General features: G+C 66.1%; 16 protein-coding genes. 4 read left to right on the forward strand and 12 right to left on the reverse strand.

The genetic code is table 11. The features are described 5' to 3' along the window. Position 1 precedes the first annotated feature (1 nt). The 4 genes from ACFXP9_RS07875 (at position 2) to ACFXP9_RS07890 (ending at position 4,587) form a co-directional block, all read left to right on the forward strand. On the forward strand, positions 2-1,057 hold the full coding sequence (locus ACFXP9_RS07875; RefSeq protein ID WP_397206797.1) for a DUF2927 domain-containing protein: 1,056 nt from the start codon (positions 2-4) through the stop codon (positions 1,055-1,057). 65 nt (positions 1,058-1,122) lie between these two features. Beyond that, positions 1,123-2,286, forward strand: coding sequence for an SPFH domain-containing protein (locus tag ACFXP9_RS07880; RefSeq protein ID WP_397206795.1), 1,164 nt, complete (start codon positions 1,123-1,125; stop codon positions 2,284-2,286). 96 nt (positions 2,287-2,382) lie between these two features. After that, positions 2,383-3,660, forward strand: coding sequence for a TFIIB-type zinc ribbon-containing protein (locus ACFXP9_RS07885; RefSeq protein ID WP_397206793.1), 1,278 nt, complete (start codon positions 2,383-2,385; stop codon positions 3,658-3,660). Between the two features lie 12 nt (positions 3,661-3,672). After that, on the forward strand, positions 3,673-4,587 hold the full coding sequence (locus ACFXP9_RS07890) for a carbohydrate kinase family protein (protein ID WP_397206791.1): 915 nt from the start codon (positions 3,673-3,675) through the stop codon (positions 4,585-4,587). 87 nt (positions 4,588-4,674) lie between these two features. Here ACFXP9_RS07890 and ACFXP9_RS07895 read toward each other — a convergent pair whose 3' ends face one another. The 12 genes from ACFXP9_RS07895 to ntrX all read right to left on the reverse strand — a co-directional run bounded on the left by ACFXP9_RS07895 (position 4,675) and on the right by ntrX (position 17,616). Then, the gene (locus tag ACFXP9_RS07895; RefSeq protein WP_397206789.1) at positions 4,675-5,310 is read right to left on the reverse strand and encodes a NapC/NirT family cytochrome c; all 636 of its coding nucleotides are present in this window, start codon (positions 5,308-5,310) and stop codon (positions 4,675-4,677) included. Positions 5,311-5,325: 15 nt separating this feature from the next. After that, a complete protein-coding gene (locus tag ACFXP9_RS07900) occupies positions 5,326-5,754 on the reverse strand; it encodes a nitrate reductase cytochrome c-type subunit (protein ID WP_397206787.1) in 429 nt (142 codons plus the stop codon). Next, on the reverse strand, positions 5,751-6,674 hold the full coding sequence (napH, locus tag ACFXP9_RS07905) for a quinol dehydrogenase ferredoxin subunit NapH (protein ID WP_397206785.1): 924 nt from the start codon (positions 6,672-6,674) through the stop codon (positions 5,751-5,753). The genes ACFXP9_RS07900 and napH overlap by 4 nt, the downstream gene beginning before the upstream one ends. Continuing rightward, positions 6,671-7,543 (reverse strand): ferredoxin-type protein NapG, encoded by an 873-nt coding sequence (napG, locus tag ACFXP9_RS07910; RefSeq protein WP_397206783.1) that lies wholly within the window; start codon positions 7,541-7,543, stop codon positions 6,671-6,673. The genes napH and napG overlap by 4 nt, the downstream gene beginning before the upstream one ends. Positions 7,544-7,582: 39 nt before the next feature. Continuing rightward, on the reverse strand, positions 7,583-10,075 hold the full coding sequence (gene napA / locus ACFXP9_RS07915) for a nitrate reductase catalytic subunit NapA (protein WP_397210134.1): 2,493 nt from the start codon (positions 10,073-10,075) through the stop codon (positions 7,583-7,585). A 43-nt stretch (positions 10,076-10,118) separates the two neighbouring features. After that, positions 10,119-10,382 (reverse strand): chaperone NapD, encoded by a 264-nt coding sequence (locus tag ACFXP9_RS07920; protein WP_397206781.1) that lies wholly within the window; start codon positions 10,380-10,382, stop codon positions 10,119-10,121. Continuing rightward, positions 10,376-10,801, reverse strand: a complete 426-nt coding sequence (locus tag ACFXP9_RS07925; RefSeq protein ID WP_397206779.1) for a ferredoxin-type protein NapF — start codon at positions 10,799-10,801, stop codon at positions 10,376-10,378. The genes ACFXP9_RS07920 and ACFXP9_RS07925 overlap by 7 nt, the downstream gene beginning before the upstream one ends. Positions 10,802-11,279: 478 nt before the next feature. Then, positions 11,280-12,668: a GTPase HflX gene (gene hflX / locus ACFXP9_RS07930; protein ID WP_397206777.1), complete on the reverse strand. Its 1,389-nt coding sequence runs from the start codon at positions 12,666-12,668 to the stop codon at positions 11,280-11,282. Continuing rightward, on the reverse strand, positions 12,669-12,902 hold the full coding sequence (gene hfq / locus ACFXP9_RS07935; protein ID WP_020949330.1) for an RNA chaperone Hfq: 234 nt from the start codon (positions 12,900-12,902) through the stop codon (positions 12,669-12,671). It abuts the gene before it with no gap. Positions 12,903-13,002: 100 nt separating this feature from the next. Beyond that, on the reverse strand, positions 13,003-14,637 hold the full coding sequence (locus ACFXP9_RS07940; RefSeq protein WP_397206775.1) for a TrkH family potassium uptake protein: 1,635 nt from the start codon (positions 14,635-14,637) through the stop codon (positions 13,003-13,005). After that, a complete protein-coding gene (trkA, locus tag ACFXP9_RS07945; protein ID WP_397206773.1) occupies positions 14,637-16,013 on the reverse strand; it encodes a Trk system potassium transporter TrkA in 1,377 nt (458 codons plus the stop codon). The genes ACFXP9_RS07940 and trkA overlap by 1 nt, the downstream gene beginning before the upstream one ends. A 214-nt stretch (positions 16,014-16,227) precedes the next feature. Beyond that, positions 16,228-17,616, reverse strand: coding sequence for a nitrogen assimilation response regulator NtrX (gene ntrX / locus ACFXP9_RS07950; protein WP_397206771.1), 1,389 nt, complete (start codon positions 17,614-17,616; stop codon positions 16,228-16,230). Positions 17,617-17,635 lie beyond the last annotated feature (19 nt).

The following is a 17,635-nucleotide window of genomic DNA, read 5'->3' on the forward strand; positions in this document are numbered from 1 at the left end:
CGTGAGCATTGCTGATTTTTCCGGCACCGCCCGCCCCGCCTTGCGCGGGGTGGGCCTTTTCATGGCGCTGGGGCTGGTGCTGGCCGTGGCGGCCTGTTCGGCTGGCCCGTCAACCCGGTCCGCGCCGCCCACCGCCGCGCCCCGGCAGGCGGCCCCGTCTGTGTCACGCTCGGCCCTGCCACGGCCCCGGCCCCAGACCGCCGCGCTGCGCAAAAGCCGCGCCGATGCCGCGCGCGACCGCGACGGGGCCGCGCCCGGCCCGGCCAGTCAGGCCGTCGCCGCTTATCTGCGCAAGGTCGAATCCAGCCTGTTGTCGCGCGGCCTTTTGCGCGCCGACCGCAGCCCCGCCGACGCCCCCATCACCGCCGACAGCCTGACCCGCGATTTCATCGAGATCGCGCTTTACGACGAATACACGCGCGAGGGGGATAATCTGGTCGCCCGGTCCCGGCCCGCGCCCCTGCGGCGCTGGCACGACCCGGTGCGGATGCAGATCGTCTTTGGCGACAGCATCGACAGCGCCAGCCGCAGCCGTGACAGCGCGATGATCGCGGGCTTTGCCAACCGCCTGTCCGAGGTTTCCGGGCATCCGGTGTCAATGACCGGCGCAAACGGCAATTTCCTTGTGCTGGTCCTGACCGAGGATGAACGCCGCGCCTTCGGCCCCCGCCTGTCGCGGCTGGTGCCGGGCATCCCTGACGCCGATATTCACGCCATCCGCGACCTGAACCCGCAGAATTACTGTTCCGCCTTTGCCTATTCGCGCGGCAGCGACCCGGTTTACAGTCAGGTCGTGGCGCTGATCCGGGCCGAACTGCCCCAGCGCCTGCGCCTGTCCTGCATCCACGAGGAACTGGCACAGGGCATGGGGCTGGCCAATGACAGCCCCCGCGCCCGGCCCTCGATCTTCAACGATGACGAGGAATTCGCCCTGCTGACGCTGCATGATGAAATGCTGCTGAAAATCCTGTATGATCCGCGCCTGAAACCGGGCATGAACGCGGCACAGGCCCGCCCCGTCGTCAACCAGATCGCGCGTGAACTGGTCGGCAATTAAGCACCGGAACCCACGACCCGGTTCGCGGCTTGAACCGGTGACGCATCCAACAGGAGGCCCCCCGAATGGCGCTTTTCGATTTCATCAGCGGCGAATTCATCGACGTGATCGCCTGGACCGACGACACCCGCGACACCATGGTCTGGCGGTTCGAAACCCGTGGCAATGCCATCAAATACGGCGCGAAACTGACCGTGCGCGAGGGGCAGGCCGCCGTGTTTGTCCATGAAGGCCAGATCGCGGACGTGTTCGGTCCCGGCCTGTATATGCTGGAAACCAACAACCTGCCGGTGCTGACCCGGCTGCAACACTGGGATCACGGCTTTCGCAGCCCGTTCAAATCGGAAATCTATTTCGTCAACACCACCCGTTTCAACGACCTGAAATGGGGCACCCGCAACCCGATCATCGCCCGCGACCCGGAATTTGGCCCGGTGCGGCTGCGCGCCTTTGGCACCTATTCGATGCGCGTCACCGACCCGGCGCGGTTCATGGCCGAAATCGTCGGCACCGACGGCGAATTCACCCGTGACGAGATCAGCTTTCAGTTGCGCAACGTGATCGTGCAGGAATTTTCCCGGATGATCGCGGGCAGCGGCATCCCGGTTCTGGACATGGCCGCCAATACCGACCAGTTGGGCAAGATGGTGGCCAAGGCGATTGCCCCCACGGTCGCCCAATACGGCCTGACCATCCCGGAATTTTACATCGAAAACATCAGCCTGCCCGATCAGGTCGAACAGATGCTGGACAAGCGCACCAGCATCGGCATCGTCGGTGATCTGGACCGTTTCACCCAATATGCCACCGCCGAGGCGGTGATGACCGGTGCCGCACAGCCGGGCGGCGGCGGCATTGCGCAGGGCATGGGCGCCGGGATTGGCGCGGCAATGGGCATGAACATGGCCCGCCAGATGGGCCAGCCTCAGGGCGGCGCAGGTGCCGCGCCGCAGGGTGGTTATACCGGCCCGTGGGGCAGCGCCCCCGCCAGCGCCAGCCCGGTGCCGCCGCCGCTGCCGCAATCGGAACGGGTCTGGCATGTGGCGCGTGACGGCCAGGCCGATGGTCCCTATGGCCGCGCGCATCTGGGGCGGCTGGTCCGCGATGGCAGTTTCAGCCGTGAAACGCTGGTCTGGACACCGGGGCAGGACGGCTGGAAACCCGCGGACGAGGTTGACGAGCTGGCGCAACTGTTCACCATCGCGCCGCCGCCCCCGCCGCTGCCCTGACGCTTCATCCCCGCGGCCCCGCCAGTCGGTGCGACATCATACCGGTGCGGCGGGCTGCGGGGTATCGCCCCTGCCCCCTTTGCCAGCGGATCTGCCATGCCCACGCCCCCCAGCGAATACCGCTTTCCCTGCGACAGTTGCGGGGCCAGCCTGCGCTTTACGCCGGGTCAGGATGCGCTTGGCTGTCCATGGTGCGGGCATGTCCAGCACATTTCGCCGGGGGCGGCGCGCGCCCCGGCGCGGCAGGACGGGGGCGGCGCCGAAGGTGACGACCGCCTGCTGGACCAGCCCGGCACTGGCCGCGCCCTGCAATGGGACGCACAGCACAAGGCCCCGGAACTGGTGGAAATTCCGCTGGAACGCGGCTTGCGTCTGGATGCCAGCAGCGAGATTGCCCACAGCATCCGCACCCTGTCCTGCCCCAATTGCGGCGCACGGATGGAAATCGACGGTCCCACCCATGCCACCGACTGTCCGTTCTGTGCCACGCCGGTGGTCACCGATACCGGTCCCACCCGTCAGATCAAGCCACAGGGCGTCCTGCCCTTCGTTCTGTCCGAGGATCAGGCCCGCCGCGCGATGGAGGACTGGCTAGGGCGGCTGTGGTTTGCGCCTTCGGGGCTGGTGGCCTATGCCCGGCGCGGGCGGCGGCTGACCGGGGTCTATTCCCCCTTCTGGACCTTCGACGCCCGGACCGACAGCGCCTATGCCGGGCAGCGCGGCGATTATTATTACGAAACCGTCTATGTCACGCGCGAGGTCAATGGCCGCAGCCAGCGCGTGCCCCAGCAGGTGCGGCGCACCCGCTGGCGGGCGGTGCAGGGCCGGGTGGCGCGGCGGTTCAACGATGTGCTGGTGCTGGCCTCGACCGCGCTGCCCCGGCGGCTGACCGATGGGCTGACGCCGTGGGATCTGTCGCATCTGACCCGCTATGACCCGCAATATCTGGCTGGCTTCACCGCCGAGGGCTATACCGTGGCGCTGTCGGATGGTCATGGCATCGCGCGCCAGGAAATGGCCGGGGTGATCGCGATGGATGTGCGCCGCGATATTGGCGGCGACGAACAGCGCATCGACCAGATCCAGACCCGCCACAGCGCCGAGACCTTCAAGCATATCCTGCTGCCGGTCTGGATGGCGGCCTATAAATATAACGGCAAAAGCTATCGCTTCGTGGTCAATGGCCAAAGCGGGCAGGTGCAGGGCGAACGCCCCTATTCGGCATGGAAAATCGCGCTGGCGGTGATTGCGGCGCTGGTGGTGCTGGCGGTGCTGATGCTGGTGGCACAACAATCAGGGCAGTTTCAGACCGGCGGTGGCGGCGGGCTTGGCGGGCTGGTCCCGGCGGGCGGTTACGTCATTCAGGGCTATTAGCGGGGCGCGGCCATGATCCTGTGCGCGGGGGAAGCGCTGATCGACATGGTGGCGCAGGACGGGCTGTTCCGGCCCCTGCCCGGCGGCGCGGTCTGTAACACCGCCGTGGCGCTGGGGCGGCTGGGGGTGCCGACCGGCTATCTGTGGCCGGTCTCGACCGATGAATTCGGCGCCATGCTGCTGGACTGGCTGGCCGGGGCCGGTGTCGATACCACCCTGTGCCCGCGCCCCGACCGGCCCACCACGCTGGCTTTTGTCAGCCTGTCGGGCGGTGACGCGCGCTATCGTTTTTATGACGAGGGCAGCGCCGGGCGGCTGTTTGCGCCGCGCGATCTGCCCGACCCGCTGCCTGCGGATGCGCAGGCGCTGTTCATCGGCGGCATCAGTCTGGTCCCCGACCCTTGCGGCGCCACGATCGGGGAACTGGCCGCCCGCGCCCGCCCGCAGATGCCGGTGGTGATCGACCCCAATATCCGGCCCTTTTTCATCCCCGACCGCACCGCTTTTCTGGCCCGGCTGGACCGGCTGTTTGCGCTGGCCGATCTGGTCAAACTGTCCGGCGACGATCTGGACTGGATCTGCCCCGGCACTGCCCCCGGGGATGCCATCGCGCGCATCCTGTCACGCGGGCCGCGCGCAGTGTTTCTGACCGGCGGCGCCCGTGGCGCGCAGCTTTATACGGCGCAGGGGGTGACACAGGCCCCGGCGCATCCGGCACATGTGGCCGACACGATCGGCGCGGGTGACAGCTTTAACGCCGGGCTGCTGGCGGGTCTGGCCCGCGACGGGCTGTTGTCGCGCGAGGGGCTGGCGGGTCTGGACCACGACCGGCTGGCGCGGGCGATGGATCTGGGGCTGCGTGCGGCGGCTGTCACCGTTTCGCGCTGCGGGGCGAACCCGCCATGGGCGTCCGAGCTGGGGCTTTAAGCGCGGCAAAAGGCCCGCCCGCAATGCGGACAGGCCGGGGAAAGGCGCCGGGGAATGTGGCCGGGCGCATCAGGCCGGGCGGGCCGGTTATTTCGCCGCTTCGACCTTTTTGACCACCTCGTCATACAGGGTCAGGTAATTCGCCGGCAGGTTATGGGCGATGCCCTGATGGCAGTCGATGCAGGTCATGCCCTGATCAATCGCCCGCTGGTGGTTCTGCGCGGCGCGGTTTTCCTGAAGGGTAAAGTCCATATATTCGAATTTGTGACAGTTGCGACACTCGCGCGAGTCGGTCTTTTTCATCGCTGTCCAGACGCTTTGCGCCATTTTGGGGCGGTGTTCGGCAAACAGTTCCGGCGTCGCGATATAGCCGGTCAGGTGGTGATACACCTCTTTCGAGGCCTGCACCTTGCGGATCACCTTGTGAATCCAGTCCTTGGGAACGTGACAATCGGGACAGGTCGCGCGCACCCCGGAATGGTTGGTCTGGTGAACGCTGCCCTGATATTCGGCGTAAACATTATCCTTCATCTCGTGGCAGGTGATGCAGAACGATTCCTTGTTCGTCATCTCCATCCCCCAGTTGAAGCCGCCCCAGAACAGCACGCCCAGAACAAAGCCCACAATCAGCAGCCCCCCCAGCGACCATGCCGCTGTCGGTGACCAGAACCAGTTCCACAGCCGGCGCAGGCGACCGGGGCGCGGGTTTTTTTCGCTGCTCATTCCTGACCCCCTTTCTTACTGGCTGGCCGATGGCGTGAAGGTGTTGTCCACCAGCGCCGGGGCATCGACCTGCGGGACGTGGCACTGGGTGCAGAACCAGCGCGTGCCGGCGACCTGATCCAGCTGGTTGCCGTCGCGGTCCAGATAATGGGTCATCGACAGGGTCGGCGCATTGCGCGCCCCGGCATTGGACCAGTCATGGCAGGCCAGACACTGGTTGGCATTGCGGTCGATCTGGTAATTGTCGATCTGGTGCGGCACCAGCGGCGGCTGCTGGCGGTAATTGCGCGGCATCCGGCCCTCGCGCTGGTGAAAGACCTCGTTCACGGGGACGCTGTCATCGGGGGCCGCGGCGCGCAGCGACGAGACATCGCCCGCATTATCGGCCAGCGCGGCCCCCGCAGTCAGGCCAAGGGCGGCAATCAGGGGAAGGATGCATTTCATGTCATTGCTCCGTTCTTGTCGGGGGCAGGTTGGGGCTGGGACGGGGCGGGCACAGGGCGCAGCCGCGCGTCGAAACGATGGGTAAAGTTGAAAACATCGACCGAGCATACGTCGATGCAGCGGCCACAATTGGTGCAGTCGGGCGACAGGATCAGCGGGGTCTGGGTGCCTTTGCCGCGCAGCGCCGGGGTGATGACATGCATTTCCGGGCAGACCGCGAAGCAATCCATGCAATCGTCACAGGCATCGCGGCGCGCGGCACTGACGCGCAGCAACGCGCCCTGCCCCAGACAGCCGTAAAACGCCCCGACCGGGCACAGATGCCCGCACCAGCCGCGCCGCGAGATCACCAGATCGAACACGAACACCGCCAGCACAAAGGCCCAGGCAAAGCCCATGCCAAAGATCAGCCCCCGATGCAGCATAGAGATCGGGTTGACGAATTCCCACGCAATGGTGCCGCTGATGGCGCTGACGGCCAGCACCATCGCCATCACCCACAGCCGGGTCTGGCGTTTGGGCTGCCAGCCTTTGGGCAGGTCCAGCCGCTCATGCAGCCAATGCGCGGCATCGGCTACCGGGTTGATCGGGCAGACCCATGAACAATAGACCCGCCCGCCAATCGCGGCATAGACACCCGCCACGATCAGCGCCCCGGTCAGCCCGACCAGTTCCGGCCAGTGCCGCGCCGCCAGCGATTGTAACAGCACGAACGGGTCGGTCAGCGGCAGCACATCCAGCGTCATTGACCCGGTCAGGTTGCCCTTGACCCACCAGATCCCGAACCACGGTCCCATCAGGAACAGCGACAGGAAAAACATCTGCGACAGCCGGCGCAGGATCAGGAAACGATGCGCCATCAGCCAGCCCTTGGCGGCAATGGCTTCCTGCCCGACCGGGGCTTTGGTGGTCGGTTTCATGGTCTGGCCCCCGGAAGTTTCATCACCGGTTCAAAATCGGCGACAGTGCCGCCATCGCCCGGCATCGGCGCCAGACCGGGCGCGGCACCGGGTGGGGTTGCGGGCGCGGGCACGGGGTCGGGCATCCGGTCGGGCAGATCCTCGATCCCCTCGACCACGGGTGCGCCTTTGCGGGCCTGTTCTTCCCAGCCCAGACGGTAATGCCCGGCCCCTTCGGCGCGGGCGATGCGGGTGGGCAGCACCTTGATCGCGGCCTCGGGCAGCACGCAGGATTTCTCGCATTTGCCGCAGCCGGTGCATTTATCGGCGTGAACCGTGGGAATAAAGGCGGCATGGTGCCCCGATCGCGCGTTATGCTGAAGCTCCAGCGTGATGGCCTCGTCGATCACCGGGCAGACGCGATAGCAGACATCGCAGCGCAGCCCCAGAAAGTTCAGGCAGTGTTCCTGATCAATCAGCACGGCCGTGCCCATCGTGGCCTGCGTGATGTCGGTCAGGTCATGGTCCAGCGCCCCGGTCGGACAGGCGGCAACGCAGGGAATATCCTCGCACATTTCGCAGGGAATATCGCGGGCGGTGAAAAACGGCGTGCCGGTCGCCACCGCATCGACCCCCAGTTCCGCCAGCTTCAGCGTGTCATAGGGGCAATCGCGCACGCATAAGCCGCAGCGAATGCAGGCGGACAGGAAATCGCCCTCATCCGCCAGCGCACCGGGCGGGCGGATGGCCTGCGCCGGCAGGGCGCGCGCGTCACGCGACAGCGCCGCAATCGCCATGCCCGCCAGCGAACAGCCCGCCACGCCACGCGCGGCATCCTGCAAAAAGCGGCGGCGGTTCATGGGGCTGGCGTGCTGGCGCGGGGCTGGCATGGCTGGCGGTCCTGTGACAGGGGGTGGCGGGGGAACGGGTCAGGCCCGTTCCACCTTGACGGCACATTTCTTAAAGTCGGTTTCCTTGGAAATCGGGCAGGTCGCATCCAGCGTCAGCAGGTTGGTCAGCTGGGTTTCATCGAACCACGGCATGAACACCAGCCCGCGCGGCGGCTTGTTGCGGCCACGGGTTTCGACGCGGGACCGCAATTCGCCCCGCCGCGAGGTCACGACGATTTCCTGCCCGCGCCGCAAACCGCGATCGGCGGCATCCTGCGGATGCATGAAGATCACCGCGTTCGGGAAGGCCCGGTGCAGTTCCGGCACCCGCTGGGTCATCGACCCGGAATGCCAGTGTTCCAGCACCCGCCCGGTGCAGAACCACAGGTCGAATTCGCTGTCGGGGCTTTCTGCCGCCGGTTCGTAAGGGGCAAAGATGATCCAGGCGCGGCCATCGGGCTTGCCGTAAAAGCTGACCTCCTGCCCCGGTTTGACATAGGGGTCATAGCCCTCGCGGAAGCGATACAGTGTTTCCTTGCCATCGACCACCGGCCAGCGCAGGCCGCGCGCCTTGTGATAGGTGTCAAAGGGCGCAAGGTCATGGCCATGGCCGCGGCCAAAGCTGGCATATTCCTCGAACAGGCCCTTTTGCAGGTAAAAGCCGAAATCGCGCGATTCCGCGTTATTGAACCCCTCGGCGGTCTGATCCAGCGGGAATTTATCCACGCTGCCATTGGCAAACAGCACCTCATACAGGGTTTTTCCGCGCAATTCGGGCTTTTTGGCCAGCAATTCCTGGGGCCAGACTTCATCCGTGGTAAAGCGCTTGGAAAATTCGACCACCTGCCAGACATCTGACCGGGCCTCGCCGGGGGCATCGACCTGTTGACGCCAGAACTGGGTGCGGCGTTCGGCATTGCCGTAAGCGCCCTCTTTTTCCACCCACATTGCCGTCGGCAGCACCAGATCGGCGGCCATTGCGGTCACCGTCGGGTAAGGGTCAGACACGGTGATGAAGTTTTCCGGGTTGCGATAGCCGGGCAGACCCTCTTCGTTCATGTTCGGCGCGGCTTGCAGGTTGTTGGTGCATTGCACCCAATAGGCGTTCAGCTTGCCATCCTTCAGCATCCGGTGCTGCAACACGGCGTGATAACCGGGCTTGTCGGGAATGGTGCCTTCGGGCAGACCCCAGGTCTTTTCACAGATCGCCCGGTGTTCGGGATTGGTGACCACCATATCCGCAGGCAAGCGGTGCGAGAACGTCCCCACCTCGCGCGCGGTGCCACAGGCCGAGGGCTGGCCGGTCAGCGAAAACGGGCTGTTGCCGGGTTCGGAAATCTTGCCGACCAGCAGATGCACGTTATAGCACAGGCTGTTGACCCATGACCCGCGCGTGTGCTGGTTGAAGCCCATGGTCCACAGCGACATCACCTTGCGATCGGGGTCGGCATATTGTTTGGCCAGCGCCTCCAGCCGGTCGGCCGGCACGCCGGACAGGGCCGAGACCTTTTCAACCGTATAATCGGCCACGGCGGCCTTGTATTCCTCGAAGCTCATATCCGACATCTCGCCGGAACCGGCATTGGCGGCGGCTTCCTCAAGCGGATGTTCGGGGCGCAGGCCATAGCCGATATCGGTCGCTGTGCGTTTGAACAGGGCGTGTTTATTGACGAAATCCCAGTTCACCGCATCGTTCTGGATGATGTAATTGGCAATATAGTTCAGGATCGCCAGATCGGTCTGGGGTTTGAAAACCAGCGCATTATCGGCCAGCTCGAAGCTGCGATGTTCAAAGGTCGACAGCACATGCACCTGACAGCCCTCGCGGGTCAGCCGGGTATCGGTCAGACGCGACCACAGGATCGGGTGCATCTCGGCCATGTTGCTGCCCCACAGCACGAAAGTGTCGGCCTTTTCCAGATCGTCATAACAGCCCATCGGCTCGTCAATGCCGAAGGTGCGCATGAACCCCGCCACAGCCGAGGCCATGCAGTGGCGCGCATTGGGGTCGATATTGTTCGACCGCATCCCGGCCTTCATGAACTTGGCCCCGGCATAGCCTTCCCACAGCGTCCACTGACCGGACCCGAACATGCCCACGGCGGTCGGTCCCTTGGCCTTCAGCGCCTGTTTCCATTTCTGCGCCATGATGTCGAACGCCTCGTCCCAGGACACCGGCTCGAATTCGCCATTCTTGTCATAGACGCCGTTGCGCTTGCGCAGCAGCGGCGTGGTCAGGCGGTCCCTGCCATACATGATCTTGGACAGGAAATAGCCCTTGATACAGTTCAGGCCCCGGTTGACCGGCGCATCGGGGTCGCCCTGCGTGGCCACGACACGGCCATCCTTGGTGCCGACCAGCACCGAACAACCGGTGCCGCAGAACCGGCACACGGCCTTGTCCCAGCGGATGTCATCTGCCTGCCGGGTCTGCGCCAGCGCCCCATTGGGCAGCGCAATCCCCGCAGCCGAGGCGGTCGCGGCGGCAGCCGTGGCCTTCAGGATGGAACGGCGGGTGGTGTCAAGTGTCATGGCTGTCGTCTCCGATGGCTGTGGAGCAGAGGTAAGGGGGGTGTCAGGCGGCCGGCGCGGCCTGACCGTCATGGTCTTCGAAGGAATGATAGGTCAGCGTGACGGCGATCACGCCGGGCAATTGGTGGATCTGCATGATGCGGTCATGGGCGGGGATGCCGGGGCTGTCCTCGACCGTGACCACCAGCTGGCCATTGTGGTCGCGGGCGTGCAGCTCGACCCCGTCCAGCGCCGCGGCGTGCAACGCCACCGCATCGGCCTTGTCGGGGCGGCACTGGACCAGAATGCCACAGATATTGGTCAGCATGGGTTTGCCTCCTGAAAGGGTGACGGGGCGACGGGGCGCGGCGCGGCCAGCAATGTGATCGCGCCTTCGGGACAGGCCCCGATACAGGCCATGCAGCCGGTGCAATCGGCCTGTGAAAGCTGCGGCAGGCTGCGCCCGCCCGGTTGCGGACGAAAGCGGATGGCACGGGGTTCGCACATATCCTCGCAGGCGCGGCAGGTGATGCCCTGCTGGTGCAGGCAGCCTTCCCCCAGCGCCGCCCGCCACGGCCAGCCGCCATCCGCCACCAGCGCCCCGGTGGTGCAGGCGGTGACGCAATCGCCGCAAAATACGCATTCCCCGGCATGGGCGTCGATCACCGCCAGCCCGTCGCCATCGCGGCGGATAATGTCCTGCCCACAGGCGGCGGCGCAATCGCCGCAACCGGTGCAGGCCTGCAAAAAGGCGGCCTCAGGCAATGCCCCAAAGGGCCGGGGCCTGGCCGGTCGCGCCCGAAAGCGCCCGCGCAAAAAGGCGCGGCGCTGCGGGGCTTGGGTGGTCAGTCTGTGCGGGTCAGTGTCCATATCTGCGCAATGCGCCGCTGCACGTCCCGGTGCATTGACGCAAGTCAAGCGCTAACAAAATTTTACAGCCCGGGTGGCGATGCGCTGGCCCGCTGGCGGGCGGGCGGTCTGGTGGGGCATCCGCAGGTCGGGCAGGCACAACAGCGCCGCCATCATCACGTCACGCAGGCCCGACAGGACCGTCGGGGCATCGCCGCCTGTTCAGCGCCCCCCAAAAAAAGGTCACCTGCATCTGTTGCTTGCTGCGGCTTGCGCGATGCCCTTGCTGTGCCGAAGATTACGGGCGGGGCGCCGCCCCCCGGTGGACACGAGGTCGCGGGGCATCCGCCGCTTGGGCGCTGCATTGCGCGCGGCCTCAGGCGCCGGGGTCATCGCCCGCTGACAGGGCCTCGAAGCCCGCGCGCTGACGGGCGGTCCAGCGCAGATACATTCGCTGACCGGATTCGGTGCTTTCCTCGCGCTCGACCACGCCGGCGGCGTGCAGCCACGCCCGGCGGCGGCCATCCTGAAACGGCAGCACCAGCACCGCCTGTTCGCGCGGCTCGTTCAGCACCTCGGCCAGTGCCGCGTCGATGGCGGCGACCAGATCGTCCAGCCCCTCGGCGGTCAGGGCGCTGACCGCCTGCACGCCATGGGTGCGCGCATCCTTGCGGCGCAGCGCGGCGCGGGTGTCCTCGGACAGCGCGTCGATCTTGTTCCACACCTCGATCAGGGGGACGTCATCCTCGACCCCCAGACCTTCCAGAATTTCACCGACATCGGCGGCCTGTTCCTCGGTCTCGGGGTGGGAAATATCGCGCACATGCAGGATCAGGTCGGCTTCCAGAACCTCCTCCAGCGTGGCGCGGAAGGCCGCCACCAGCTCATGCGGGAGGTCCGAGATAAACCCCACCGTATCCGACAGGATGATCTTGCGCCCGGTCTGCGCCCCATCCGCAGACGGCAGGCGGATCGCCCGCATCGTCGGGTCCAGCGTCGCAAACAGCATGTCCTTGGCCAGCACCTCGGCCCCGGTCAGGCGGTTAAACAGCGTCGATTTCCCCGCGTTGGTATAGCCCACCAGCGCCACGATCGGGTAAGGCACCTTGGCCCGCGCGGCGCGGTGCAGGCTGCGGGTCTTGACCACGCGTTCCAGCTGGCGGCGCAGGCGGGTCATCTGTTCGTCAATGGCGCGGCGGTCGGCCTCGATCTGGGTTTCGCCGGGACCGCCGACAAAACCCAGACCACCGCGCTGACGCTCGAGGTGGGTCCAGGCGCGCACCAGCCGCGTGCGCTGATAGGCCAGCGCCGCCAGTTCCACCTGCAACACCCCCTCGCGGGTGCGGGCGCGGTCGGCGAAAATCTCAAGGATCAGGCCGGTGCGGTCCAGAATCTTGACGTCCCACGCCTTTTCCAGATTGCGCTGCTGAACCGGGGTCACGGGGCCGTCGATCAGCACCAGTTCCGCCCCCTCGCCCCCCGCAGCGGCCCGCAACGCGGCGCCGACCTCGTCCAGCTTGCCGGTCGAAAACAGGGTGCCGGGCGCGGGCTTGCGCAACCGCACCACCTGCGCGCCCACGATATCAATCGCGGGCAGCGCCTCGGCCAGTGCCACGGCCTCGGCCAGTGCATGTTCGGGGTCGCGCCGCTGCGCACGGCGATCGCCGCCAAGGTCGGGATGCAGGACAAAGGCCCGCGTCGGCCGCGCGCGCGTGCTGTGCGGGTCGCGGGGCTGTGTCAGGTCACGCGGATCGGATGCGGTCAATCAGTCCTCGCCTTCATACAGGCTGATGGGCTGGCCCGGCATGATGGTGGAAATCGCGTGTTTATAGACCAGCTGCGACTGGCCATCGCGGCGCAGCAGCACACAGAAATTGTCGAACCAGGTGATGACCCCCTGCAACTTGACGCCGTTGATCAGAAAGATCGTCACCGGCACCTTGGCCTTGCGCACATGGTTCAGAAAGGCGTCCTGAAGGTTCTGCTTGTCACCGGCCATCTGGCACCATCCCGAGATCGTTGTTTTTTCCGTTACCCAACATCTAGGTCCAAGCCGCGCCCGGTGCAAGCCGATGCCCGCAAAGCCGGTTAAAATGCCGCTAACGCCGCCAGAAATCGGGGCTGAACAGCGCCAGAATGGCCAGTGTTTCCAGCCGCCCGACGATCATCGTCGCGGCCAGCACCGCCTTGGTGAAATCGGGCAGGCCGGCCCATCCGTCCCACGGCGCCCCGGCAATGCCGGCACTGCCCTGAAAGCTGGGGGTCAGGGGGATGGTCCCGGCCAGTTGCCCGGTATTGGTCAGCGCCGCGATCGACAGGATGGTAGCGCTTTCGAATTCGATCCGGTGGATCGACACCAGCGCCACCGTCACCGCGATGGACACCGCAAACAGCATGAAAAAGATGAAGGCCAGATAGGCGCCTTCGCGCCGCAGCCGCCGCGCCATGCGCCCGCCCCCGGCGATGGAATGGGGGTGGATCATGCGCTCCAGCTCGCGCTCGCCATGGCGGGCCAGCGCATAGACCCGCAACAGCTTGACCCCGCCCGCCGTGGTGGCCACGCCGCCGCCCATGATCGCCAGCCCCGCCAACAGCAGCCCCGGCGAGGAAAAGCCCGACCAGCTGCGCGCGCCCTGCCAGTCGACGCTGCTCCAGCCGGTGGTGGTCAGATAGGACAGCGCGTTGAACAGCCCGCCCCAGGCCGCCGCCGCCGCATCGCGCAACGGCGCCAACAGCCCGCCCGACACGCCGGGCGCGGCGGTGCCAACCTCGATCGCGCCCAGAAAATGTCGCCCGAACAGCACCAGCGCCACCAGCGCCACGATGGTCAGCCCCAGCCGCAATTCCGGGTCGTCACGCAGCTGTTCGGTGGCCTTCAGCTCGCCCCCGCCGGGCCAGAAGCGCCGCGACAGCGCCGGGATCAGGAACAGAAAGATCACCACCTCGCCGCCGACGCCGCTGAACTGGCCCGCCGGTCCCGCCACCGGCGCGATGCCGCTGGTCGACAGCGTCCCCATCGCCCGGCACAGCGCCACCAGCGCGGGATCGCCAAGCATCATCAGCACCACCCACAACACCAGCGTCAGCCCGCCATAAACCGGCAGCACCCGCCCCGCCGAACGGATCAGCCGCTGGGTCGGATCGGGCAGCGCCACACCCTGCCCCGGCTGCACCAGATGCGGGCGCCGGGCCTCGGGGGCGGGGCCGGGTGTGGCCAGCCGCTCGAACTGGCCATGCCGCACATAGGGAGAGGAGATGATCTCGAACCCGCCGACCCGCAGCGGCGCTAGAATGGCAATGGCCGAAACCAGAATGAACAGCCCGCCCATCCAGCCCACCATCGCCCGCCACAAATGCAGCGGCGCCGCCAGCAGATCGGCGGCATACAGCGTCGCGCCGGTGGTGGTCAGGCAGGACACCATTTCCCACCACGCATTCAGCAGCCCGGTATCGGGCAGAGATTCCGCGAAAGGCACCGCCATCATCAGCGGCAGAATGGTCACCGCCCCCAGCATCGCCATCAGCGTGCCGCGCGCCTGCGACCCCGCCGGATTGGCCGACACCGCCAGCCCCACCATGCCGCCAAGGATCAGAAAGATCAGCCCGGAATGCAGGAACGCACGGGCAATGTGATGCTGGTGCAGCACCAGGGCGTAACCCGCAGGGATCAGCATCGCCGCCGATGCAAACAGCATCAGCACCACCAGCAGCGGCAGGCGCGACAGGACCGCCATCAGAAAAAGTCGATGGCCACGTGCAGCAGCCGGTCCAGTTCGGGGACATCCGCGCTCAGCGCGAAAACGACGATCACGTCACCATCCTCGATGCGTGTCCCGCCGGTGGGCTTGACCAGACGGTTGCCCTTCATCACCGCGCCGACCAGAACCCCTTCGGGAAAGTCGATATCGCGGATCATCCGCCCGGCGATCTGGGTGGTGGACAGCACCTGCGCCTCGATCACCTCGGCCTCGGCATCGCCGATGGAATAGACATCGCGCACCCGGCCATGGCGGACATGGCGCAGAATGGTCGACACCGTGGTCGCGCGCGGGTTGATATAGGCATCGACGTCCAGCGCCTCCATCAGCGGCACCAGCGAGGGGTCGTTAATCAGCGCAATCGCCATCCCCGCCCCGGCCTGCTTGGCCCGGACCGAGGCAAGGATATTGGTCTTGTCATCATCGGTCAGCACCAGAACCGCATCGGCGCTTGGCACGGCGGCCTCTTCCAGCAGATCGACCGCCAGACCGTCGCCATTCAGCACGATGGTGCGTTCCAGCGCATCGGCGGCAAATTCGGCACGGGCGCGGTCACGTTCGATGATCTTGGCGCGCACCCGCTGCGGCTGGCTTTCCAAGACCTGCGCCACCGACAGCCCGACATTGCCGCCGCCAATGATCACCACCCGTTCCTGCCGCTCGGCCGGTTTGCCAAAGATTTCCAGCGTGCGCGCCACATCCGGCGTATGGGTGAAAATATAGATCTGATCGCCCGCGAACAGCTGGTCCCCCGGCTCGGGCGCGAACAGCCGCCCCTCGCGGCGCACCCCGACCACCACCGCGCTGAGCGAGGAAAACAGCTCGTTCAGTTGCCGCAGCGGCGTGTTCAGCGCCGGACAATCGGCCTCCAGCGCGATGCCAAGCAGTTGCAGCCGCCCGTCAAGAAAGCTTTCCGCATCAAAGGTCGAGGGCGCCGACAAACGCTGCAACGCCGCTTTCGCGACCTCCCGCTCGGGGCTGATCACCACGTCGATGGGCAGATGGTCGGTGCGATACAGATCGGAATAAATCGCATCCAGATAAGCGCTGGACCGCAGCCGCGCGATCTTGCGCGGCACCTGAAATACCGAATGCGCGACCTGACAGGTGACCATGTTCACCTCGTCCGAATGGGTGGCGGCGATCAGCAGGTCGCAATCGCGCGCCCCCGCCCGGTCCAGCACATCGGGATGGCTGGCAAAACCCGTCACCCCCTGCACGTCCAGAACGTCATTGGCCCGCCGGATCAGTTCGGCATTATTGTCGATGATGGTGACGTCATTGCGCTCGCCCGACAGATGCCGCGCGATCTGCCAGCCGACCTGACCCGCCCCGCAAATGATGATCTTCATGCCACCCCCGGCCCGTTTCACCTGTCACAGGCTTAGGCAATCCGCGCCGCAAGGCCAAGACCGATCTTCATCGCGGCCCTGGGTGGCGGGGTGGTCCGGGTATTTGGGCAACGAAGAAGCCCGCCCGCACCCTCGCGCCTGTCCCAAATACCTCGGGGTGAGGGCCGCAGGCCCGAGGGGCAGCGCCCCTGCCCCCACAGCCACGGCACCGGCGTTATTTGCCGCTTACCTCATCCTCGGCCCGGATGCCGCCGACCACGCCAAGCGATTTCAGCTTGCGGTGCAGGGCGCTGCGCTCCATGCCGACGAATTGGGCGGTGCGGCTGATATTGCCGCCAAAACGTTCGATCTGGGTCAGCAGATATTCGCGTTCGAACATCTCGCGCGCCTCGCGCAGGGCCAGTGCGGTAATGGCCGGGCCAAGGGCCAGCCCCTCGCCGTGGCCGCTGCCGCCGGTCTGGGCCTCCAGCTCGGCGGGCTGGACCGGGCCGCTGTCCTCGGCCAGAATCAGCACGCGCTCGATCATGTTGCGCAATTGCCGGATGTTGCCGGGCCATTTCATCGCCTGCAGGGCGGCCAGTGTCTCTTCGGGCAGGTCGCGCGGGGTCAGACCCTGCGACTGTGCGAACCAGGCCACGAAATGATCGGCCAGCGCCGGAATATCGTCGCGCCGTTCCGCCAGCGAGGGCACCGCCACCGGCACCACGTTCAGCCGGTCATACAGTTCCTGACGGAAACGACCGGCCTCGATCTCGACCGCCAGATCGCGGTTGGTCGAGGACACCACCCGCAGATCGACACGCACCTTGTCGGTGCCGCCGGCGCGGGTGAATTGCTGTTCGGTCAGCACCCGCAGGATCTTGGGCTGGGTTCCCAGGGGCATGTCGGCCACTTCGTCGAAATAGATCACGCCGTTATGGGCCTGTTCCAGCAGCCCTTTTTCCACCCCGCGTTCGGGGGTTTCGCGCCCGAACAAAACCTCTTCCATGCGTTCGGGTTCGATGGTGGCGCAGGGCACGGTGACAAAGGGCGCGTCGGCGCGCGGGCTGTGGGCATGGACATAGCGCGCCGCCAGTTCCTTGCCGGTCCCCGGCTCGCCGGTCAGCATCACCCGGCCATTCGACTTGGCCACCTTGTCCAACTGGTCGCGCAGCCGGCGGAAGGGGGCTGATGCGCCGATCATCTCGACCCCGCCATTGCCCTGACGCCGCAGATCGCTGTTTTCACGGCGCAGGCGGCTGGTTTCCATCGCCCGGTTGATCACCACCATCAGCTGGTCGATGTTGAAGGGCTTTTCGATAAAGTCATAGGCCCCCTGCTTGATCGCCGCCACGGCGATCTCGATATTGCCATGCCCCGAGATGATCACCACCGGCACCGAGGGGTTGTCGCGCTTGACCTGTTTCAGGATGTCGATCCCGTCCATGCGCGAATCCTTCAGCCAGATATCAAGGATCATCAGCGCCGGCTCGGCCGCGTTCAGCGCCGCGATGGCCTCGTCGGCATTGGCCGCCAGACGGGTGGCAAAGCCCTCGTCCTGCAAGATATCGGCAATCAGTTCGCGGATGTCGCGTTCGTCATCGACAATCAGAATATCGCTCATCTTGTGGTCCGTTCGTCCT

Source organism: Paracoccus jiaweipingae, assembly GCF_044335505.1.
Lineage (GTDB): Bacteria > Pseudomonadota > Alphaproteobacteria > Rhodobacterales > Rhodobacteraceae > Paracoccus.